The sequence below is a fragment of the Paucibacter sp. TC2R-5 genome (assembly GCF_025717605.1).
GTDB classification, from domain to species: domain Bacteria; phylum Pseudomonadota; class Gammaproteobacteria; order Burkholderiales; family Burkholderiaceae_C; genus Paucibacter_A; species Paucibacter_A albus.
In genome coordinates, this window is the sequence record NZ_JAJIRQ010000015.1 from 1 (window position 1) to 8,014 (window position 8,014).

Here is an 8,014-nt window from a genome sequence, read left to right on the forward strand (position 1 = left end):
GTTCGACCTTATCAGGTGTCTACTGAAACGGGTGAAGTCCAGACACAGGATTGACCATATTTGGGCTGCGATGCCGATTCGCCGATGATCGGAACTGGCGACCGGGAACTCAAGTACTGACGGGCATGTGCGCGCGCATGCTTGATCACGCCGTCAGCTGGCACGTCGGCCAGCTTCGGTTTCGAAATAAAACTGGCCCTCGGCAATTCAAGAAAACCCTAGTTGAAACCCTCCTTCCAACTTAGGGGGGGGGGCATTGCGGCCTGGAAGGGCATAACCTAGCATCCCATCGGATCTGAGTTTATTGGCATATTTTAGGGGTCCCGATGTTGAATTCGAATCGTGTATTCAAGGCAGGTCAGATGTTCATGGCGGTTGCAGCGCTGGCAATCAGCGCGGCAGTTTCAGGGTCGCCTATCGAGGTCACCGGCCCGTCGGGCGCTGTGGTGGTCGGTGACACGCACGTCACGTTCACGATCAGCGACACCAACCCGGCCGATGGACTCGATGCGAGCCTGGGCTTATACAACGCCGACTTCGGCTTCAGCTACGACCCCACCAAGCTGCGCTACCTCAGCACGGTTGCGATCTTCTCCGACGGTTTTGCCGCCGGCCCCGACCTCACTACCGATCCCGATCCGGCCGGTACGTTCCAGGTCGGCTTCCTCGCCGGCAGCCAGCCTGTGGCGGGCAACGCCTTGTTCTCGATCACCTTCGAGGCCCTTGCCGCTAGCAGTGCTGGCACGGCGTTGAACATTTTTCTACCCGGAACCGGCGCTTACGGTGACCCGTCGGTGGGCAACACCTTCGGTCCCGGCAGCAGCGGGCCGGTCGTGATCAATGATGCAACGCCGCCCGTGCCCGAGCCACAGAGCTTGGTCCTGCTCGCCGTCGGCGGCATGGCCTTGTGGGGCGCGCGCCGCCGCAGCCCCGAAGCGGCCCGCCAGTGCTGACCTCCCGGCCACCTCGCTCAATCCTCGTCCCTTCGCCTTTCGCGACGAGCATATTTCACTGTAGACCTGCCGGAGGGTGGATCGATGATCGCGTCCGCTGAAACACGCGCCGGCACAGCACGTGGCGTGTCCGCTGCGGCCCCGCCAGGGGTGCAAACGACGGCCAGCCTGCGTACCGCCCCGGATGCGCGAAGCTTCTTGTATCAATGGCTGCTGCTGTTGATTGCGCGCTCCCCAGGCCTTACCGGCGCGCTGGTGCTGACACTCGACAGCGGCGGCGCACTAGTGCCTGCTGCGATGTGGCCAGACGCCATCGGTGATATATCCGAACTTGCCGGGCCGACGCAGCGCTGCGTGGACGAGGGTCAGGATGTCGTTCATCCCTTGCCTGATGGCCCGCGCGGCTCGGCCCGTCAGGTGCTCGCCTCGCCGGTCTTCAGCGATGACAAATTGGTCGCCGCGATCGTGCTGGTCGTGCAGCGTGCCAGCGCCGAAGCGATCAGCCGCATCCTGGCCGATCTGCAATGGGGGGCGGGTTGGATCGACGCCCTGCAGCGCCAGCGGCTCTCCCAGGCGCAGATCAGCGGCCTGGCCCGTTCGCAACAGGCGCTGGACATGCTGGCTGTGCTGGCCGCACACGACAAGGTGGACGACGCCTGCGCCGCGATGGCGGCCGAGCTGGCCCGCATCAGCGCCTGTGAGCGGGTGGCCATCGGCTTGGTCACGGGCAAACGGTTGCGCCTGACCGCGCTCTCGCAGGCCGCCTGGTTCGAGCGCCGCAGCGCCATGGCAGTGCAGTTCGAGACGGCGATGAGCGAGGCGGTGGAGCAGCGTGCCGTGCTGTCTTGGCCCTCGTCCACCGGGGCCGATCCGGGCCTGATCGTCAACGCCCACCACGCGCTGGCCACCGCCCTGGCCAGCGAGGCGGCGGTGTTGACCGTGCCCATCGTCGCCGGGACGCGGGCAGTCGGGGCCGTCACCTGGCAGCTGCCGCCGGACCGGCTGACGGCTGATTTCATCTCCCAGGCCGAGGCGCTGGCCGTCGTGCTGGCCCCGTTGCTTGCGAGGCTAGCCGATCAGTCGCGCTGGTGGGCGGGCAAAGGGCCGGCGGCGCTGCAGCGTGGCTGGGCGGGTTTACGCGATCCGCGCCGGCCGGGCTTTGCGGTGGCGAGCGTCGCCGCGCTGCTGGTGCTGGCGGCGATCAGCCTGATCCCGACGACCTACCGCGTGCCGGCCCGTGCCGCACTCGAGGGCCAGGTGCAGCGCGTGATCGCTGCGCCCTTCGAAGGCTTCATCGTTGAGGCCCCGGCCCGTGCCGGTCAGACCGTCACGCGCGGCACCCTGCTGGCGCGGCTGGACGACCGTGATCTGAAGCTGGAGCAGCAGCGCCTGAACGCCGAGCTGTCGCAGGCCGAGAAGAAGCGCGACGACGCGCTGAGCCGCCACGACCGGGCCGAGCTGGCCGTGCTGTCCGCCCAGGTGGCCGAGACGGACGCGCGGCTGGGCCAGGTCGAGGAGCGGCTGCTGCGCACGCGCATCGAAGCGCCGTTCGATGGCGTGCTGGTCAGCGGCGACCTGTCGCAGCAGATCGGCGCGCCGATCGAGCAGGGCAAGACTTTGTTCGAGCTGGCCCCGCTGACCGGTTTCCGCGTCGCGCTGAAGGTCGACGAGCGCGATGTGCGCGCGGTCGCACCCGGCCAGGGCGGCCACCTCGTGCTCTCGGGCATGGCGGGCGAGCCGCTGGCCTTCACCGTGCGCCATGTGTCGGTGGCCGGCGTCGAGGACGGCCAGAACATGTTCCGCGTCGAGGCCGATATCGCCCCCGCCGCCAACAGCACCACAACGAAGGACCAGCGCCTGCGCCCCGGCATGGAGGGTGTGGGCAAGATCGACGCGACCGAGCAGCACCCGCTGCTGTGGATCTGGACGCACCGTTTCGTCGACTGGCTGCGCATCACCACCTGGCGCTATCTGCCCTAGCACGCGATGAGCCTGGACTACCACTCCGGCAACTGGTATCGCGTGGCGTCCGTGCGGCCCCGGCTCGCCGGCCATATGCAGGCGCAGCGCCAGCTGTACCGTGGCGTGGCCTGGTATGTGTTGATCGACACCGTCAACCAGCGCAGCCTGCGGCTGACTCCGGCCGCCTGGCATGTGGTCTCGCGGATGGATGGCCGGCGCACGGTGCAGGCCTTGTGGGATGACGCGGTGCTGCGTCTGGGCGCGGCCGCGCCGCCGCAGGACGAGCTGATCGGCCTGCTTGCGCAGCTGCACGAAACCGATGCCCTGCTCAGCGATGTGGTGCCCGATCTGGACGATCTGCTGCGCCGTCGCGACCGCCAGCGCGGCGAGGCCTGGAAGCGCAGCCTGATGAACCCGCTGTCGATCCGCCTGCGGCTGTGGGACCCCGATCCCTTCCTCGCCCGCACGCTGCCGGCAGTCCGCTGGCTGTTCAGCCCGGCGGGCGTGCTGCTCTGGCTGGCGCTGACCCTGCCCGCGCTGGTCCTGGCGGGCCTGCACTGGACGGCGCTGACCCACAACGTCAGCGACAAGCTGCTCAGCGCCGGCAATCTGCTGAGCCTGTTCTTCGTCTACCCGGTCGTCAAGGCGCTGCACGAGATGGCCCATGCCTACGCCGCCAAATGGGGCGGGGCGGCGGTGCATGACATGGGCCTGATGTTCCTCGTCTTCGCGCCCGTGCCCTACGTCGATGCCTCGGGCAGCAGCGCCTTTGCCGACAAGCGCAGCCGCGCGCTGGTGGCGGCGGCCGGCATGTTGATGGAGCTGCTGCTGGCGGCACTGGCGCTCTATGTCTGGCTGGCGGTGGAGCCGGGCATCGTGCACGCGCTGGCCTATGACGTGATGCTGATCGGCGGCGTCTCGACCCTGCTGTTCAACGGCAATCCGCTGCTGCGCTACGACGGTTATTTCGTGCTCTGCGACCTGATCGAAACGCCCAATCTGGCCCAGCGCGCCAACCAGCTCTGGATGTTCTGGCTGCGCCGCCATGCGTTCGGCCTGACGCAGGCCCAGCCACCGCACGCCACGCCCGGCGAGCGGCGCTGGATGGCGCTCTACGCGCCGCTGTCGCTGGCCTATCGGGTCAGCATCACCGTCGGCATCGCGCTCTTCCTGGGCCATGAATACCTGTACGTCGGCCTGGCCGTCGGCGTCTGGGGGCTGATCATGCTGCTGGTCTGGCCGCTGCTGAAGGGGCTGCGCTATCTGTGGAGCAGCCAGGAGATCGCCGGGCGGCGCGCGCGGCCCTATGCCGTCAGCGGCCTCGCGGTGGCGCTGCTGGCCGTGGGGGTGTTCGGCCTGCCCGCGCCGTTGACCGTCTACGCGCAAGGCGTTGTCTGGCCGGCCGAGAACGCGCATCTGCGCGCGGCAGAGCCGGGCCTGGTCAGCGTGGTGGCCGTCAAGCCGGGCGATGCGGTGCTGGCCGGGCAACTGGCCGTCAGGCTGAGCAATGACAAGCTCGACACCGAGCTGGGCGCGGCCGCCGCTCGTGACGACAAGCAGCGCCTGGGCTATCTGACGACCCTGGCCGGTCTGCGCAGCGGCAGTGCGGCCGAGCAGCCCGGCCATGGCCGTGTGGCGCTGGCCGTCCAGCAGCAGGATTGGCAGCGTGCCAGCGACGAATATGCCCATGCCGAGGCCAGCCTGGCCCGGCTCGATGTGGCGGTGCGCCGCGATGGCCGCATCGAGCTGCCGCGCGCCGAAGACCTGCCCGGCCGCTGGCTGAAAAAGGGCGAGCTGTTCGGCCATATCGTCACCGGCGATGCGCCGACCGTGCGGGTGGTCGTGCCGCAGGACGATATCGACCTGGTGCGCGCCCAGCTGCTGCGCGTCGAGGTGAGGCTGTCCGGCGACCTGGGCCGCGTCTGGCCCGCCACCGTGCTGCGCGAAGTGCCGGCCGGGGACGACGGCATGCCGGCCATGGCCTTGGCGCTCGATGGCGGCGGCCTGATCGCGGTCGACGCGCGCGACAGCAGCCATCCGCGCGCGCTGAACCGGGTCTTCCAGTTCGATTTGCTGCTGCCGGCCGAGGCTGCCGCGGCCCAGATCGGCGAACGCGCCCATGTGCATTTCGTCCACGCCGCCGAGCCGATGGGCAGCCAGCTGCTGCGGCGGCTGCGGCAGTTGTTGCTCACTCAACTGGCGCTGTAAAGATGCTGCGCCGCGCACTCGCCCTCCAGCCCGCCGGTCTCGGCGCTGCGCCCTGGGTCGAGGCGCAGGAGTCGCGGCAGAACGGCTTTGACCGCTGGCTGCTCGATCTGGCCGGGCGCTTCGCCGTGGCCGCCTCGGTGCTGCCGCGCTGGCAGCTCAGGCGCTTCGCCAAGGCCGTGCTGGCGCGTGAGGCGGCGCTGCTGCCGCTCGACGATGCGGCGCTGCGCCAGCGCGCGCAGGCGGTCGCCCAGGCGCTGCGGGCCGAGGGTCTGCTGGCCCGCCATGTGGCCGACAGCTTTGCGCTGGTCCGCGAGGTCGCCGGCCGGCAACTCGGCAAGCGCCACTTCCCGGCGCAGCTGATGGGGGGACGGGTGATGCTGGCCGGGGCGATGGCCGAGATGCAGACCGGCGAGGGCAAGACGCTGACGGCCCTGCTGCCGGCCGTGACGATGGCGCTGGCCGGGGTGCCCGTCCATGTGGTCACCGTCAACGACTATCTGGCCGCCCGCGATGCCGCCACCCTCGAGCCGGTCTATGAATTTTTCGGCCTGCGGGTGGGCCGTGTGCTGCCCGAACAGCAGCCGCCGGAGCGGGCCGTCGCCTACCGCTGCGACGTCGCCTACTGCGTCAACAAGGACCTGACCTTCGACTATCTGCGCGACCGCATCGAGGTGCTGGCCGGGCGGCTCGGCGCGCGCTCGGCGGTCGCTGCATTGCCGGGGCGCAGCAAGGCCGCGCAAGCGACGATGCGCGGCCTCTGGTTCGCGGTGATCGACGAGGCCGACAGCATCTTCATCGACGAGGCCCGCACGCCGCTGATCATCACGCGCGGCGCGGTGGGCATCGACCCGGTGCGCCGCTGCGACGCCGCCCTGGCCCTGGCCAGCCGGCTCGAACTCGGCCTCCACGGCCTGCTGCGCCCACGCGAGCGCCATGTGCTGCTGACCGAGGCCGGGCGCAGCGCCGTCGCCGCCGTCTATGAATCGGCGCTGCCCGCCGCGCGGGTCGAGCGCGAGCGGCTGATCGAGCAGGCGCTCAACGCCCTGCATTGCTACCAGCGCGACCGGCATTACATCGTGGTCGACAGCAAGGTGCAGATCGTCGACGAGTACACCGGCCGCGTGATGCCCGACCGCTCCTGGGAGGGCGGCCTGCAGCAGCTGATCGAGCGCAAGGAAGGGCTCGCGCCCAGCGAGGCGCGCGAGACCACCGCCCGCATCACCTACCAGCGGATGTTCCGCCGCTATCTGCGCGTCGGCGGCATGAGCGGCACCTTGACCGAGGTGGCCGGCGAGCTGAAGTCGGTGCTGGGCGTGGCGGTGGTGCGCATCCCGACGCACCGGCCGGTTCAGCGGCGCTCGCTCGGCACGCATCTGTTCGCGGCCAGCGGCGCTCGTGACGCGGCGGTGCTGGCCGCCGCCCAGCGTGAGACCGCGCGCGGCCGGGCGGTGCTGATCGGCACGCGCTCGGTGGCGGCGTCCGAGCGCATCGCCGCGCTGTGCGCGCAGGCCGGTCTGCGCCACACGGTGCTCAACGCCAAGCAGGACGCCGACGAGGCCAGCGTCATCGCCGCTGCCGGGCGCGCGGGCCAGGTGACGGTGGCGACCAATATGGCCGGCCGCGGCACCGACATCGAGCTCGACGCCGAGGTCCGCGCCGCCGGCGGCCTGCATGTGATCCTGACCGAATTCCATGACTCCACCCGCATCGACCGTCAGCTGTTCGGCCGCGCCGGGCGTCAGGGCGATCCGGGCAGTTACGAATGCCTGGTGTCGCTGGCCGACGAGCTGTTCGTCAGCCATGCGCCGCGCCTGGCCACCTGGCTGAGCCAACGTTTTTCTGAAGCCGCCGAACTGCCGGGCTGGACCGCCGCCCTGCTGCGCCGGGTCGCCCAGCAGGCGGCCGAAGCCCACCATGCCGAGATCCGGCGCCACACGCTGGCGCAGGAACGTGAAACCGACCGCTTGCTGGCCTTTGCCGGTCAGCCCGAGTGATGCCATGTCCAAAGCCCTTGTCTTGATCCTTGTCAGCGCCGCCGCCCAGGCCGCGGAATTCGACTGCGTGCTGGAGCCGCGCCAGACGGTCGAGCTGCGCACCCCGGGGACCGGGCTGATCGAGCGGGTCAACACCGACCGCGGCCAGTTCGTGCGCCAGGGCCAAGTGCTGGTCGAGCTGGACTCCGGCGCGGAGCGTGCCGCGCTCGACGTGGCCAAGCACCGCGCGACGATGGAGGGGGCCTTGCGCTCGGGCGAGAGCCGGCTCGCGTACGCGACGATGAAGCTCGTTCGCCGCGATAACCTGGTGCGTGACAACTTCATCTCCAAGCAGGACCGCGATGAATCGGCGACCGAGAAAAAGCTGGCCGAAAGCGAGCTGCAGGACGCGCGCGACAACCACCGCCTAGCCCAGCTCGAGGTCAAGCGCAATGACGAGCTGATCCGCCTGCGCGTGCTGAGGAGCCCGGTCAGCGGGGTGGTCACCGAGCGCAATATGAATCCCGGCGAGATGGCCGACCCGGCCGAGAGCAAGAAGCCCATCCTGCGCGTGGCTGATATCGTGACGCTGCACGCCGAAGCCATCCTGCCCGCCGAGGTCTACGGCTTCATCAAGATCGGCCAGAAGGCGACGATCCGCGCCGACGGGGCCGTCAAGCTGGTGACGGTCGGCACGGTCAAGGTGATCGACCGCGTGCTCGACGCCGCCTCCGGCACCTTCGGCACCCGGCTCGAAGTGGCCAACCCGAATTTGACGATTCCGGCCGGCATCCATTGCAAGGTCGAGTTCGCCGATGTGCCCGCCCTGGTCTCCAACCCGGCGCGGCGCGTCAGGCCCAAGCCGCCCACGTGACGCAGCGGGCATGCCCTAGCCAAGTTTTACGCCAGATCCCTTCA

Annotated in this window: 5 protein-coding genes; all 5 read left to right on the forward strand. The window is 69.6% G+C overall.

Features of this window, described 5'->3' with window-relative positions; genetic code table 11:
• Window positions 1-326 precede the first annotated feature (326 nt).
• The 5 genes from LNV08_RS22270 to LNV08_RS22290 all read left to right on the forward strand — a co-directional run bounded on the left by LNV08_RS22270 (window position 327) and on the right by LNV08_RS22290 (window position 7,970).
• The gene (locus LNV08_RS22270; protein WP_263535948.1) at window positions 327-953 is read left to right on the forward strand and encodes a cohesin domain-containing protein; all 627 of its coding nucleotides are present in this window, start codon (window positions 327-329) and stop codon (window positions 951-953) included.
• An 84-nt stretch (window positions 954-1,037) separates the two neighbouring features.
• Window positions 1,038-2,933, forward strand: coding sequence for an efflux RND transporter periplasmic adaptor subunit (locus tag LNV08_RS22275; protein ID WP_263535949.1), 1,896 nt, complete (start codon window positions 1,038-1,040; stop codon window positions 2,931-2,933).
• 6 nt (window positions 2,934-2,939) lie between these two features.
• Window positions 2,940-5,123 (forward strand): efflux RND transporter periplasmic adaptor subunit, encoded by a 2,184-nt coding sequence (locus tag LNV08_RS22280; protein ID WP_263535950.1) that lies wholly within the window; start codon window positions 2,940-2,942, stop codon window positions 5,121-5,123.
• A 2-nt stretch (window positions 5,124-5,125) separates the two neighbouring features.
• Window positions 5,126-7,117 (forward strand): hypothetical protein, encoded by a 1,992-nt coding sequence (locus tag LNV08_RS22285; RefSeq protein ID WP_263535951.1) that lies wholly within the window; start codon window positions 5,126-5,128, stop codon window positions 7,115-7,117.
• A 4-nt stretch (window positions 7,118-7,121) separates the two neighbouring features.
• A complete protein-coding gene (locus tag LNV08_RS22290) occupies window positions 7,122-7,970 on the forward strand; it encodes an efflux RND transporter periplasmic adaptor subunit (RefSeq protein WP_263535952.1) in 849 nt (282 codons plus the stop codon).
• Window positions 7,971-8,014: the final 44 nt, after the last annotated feature.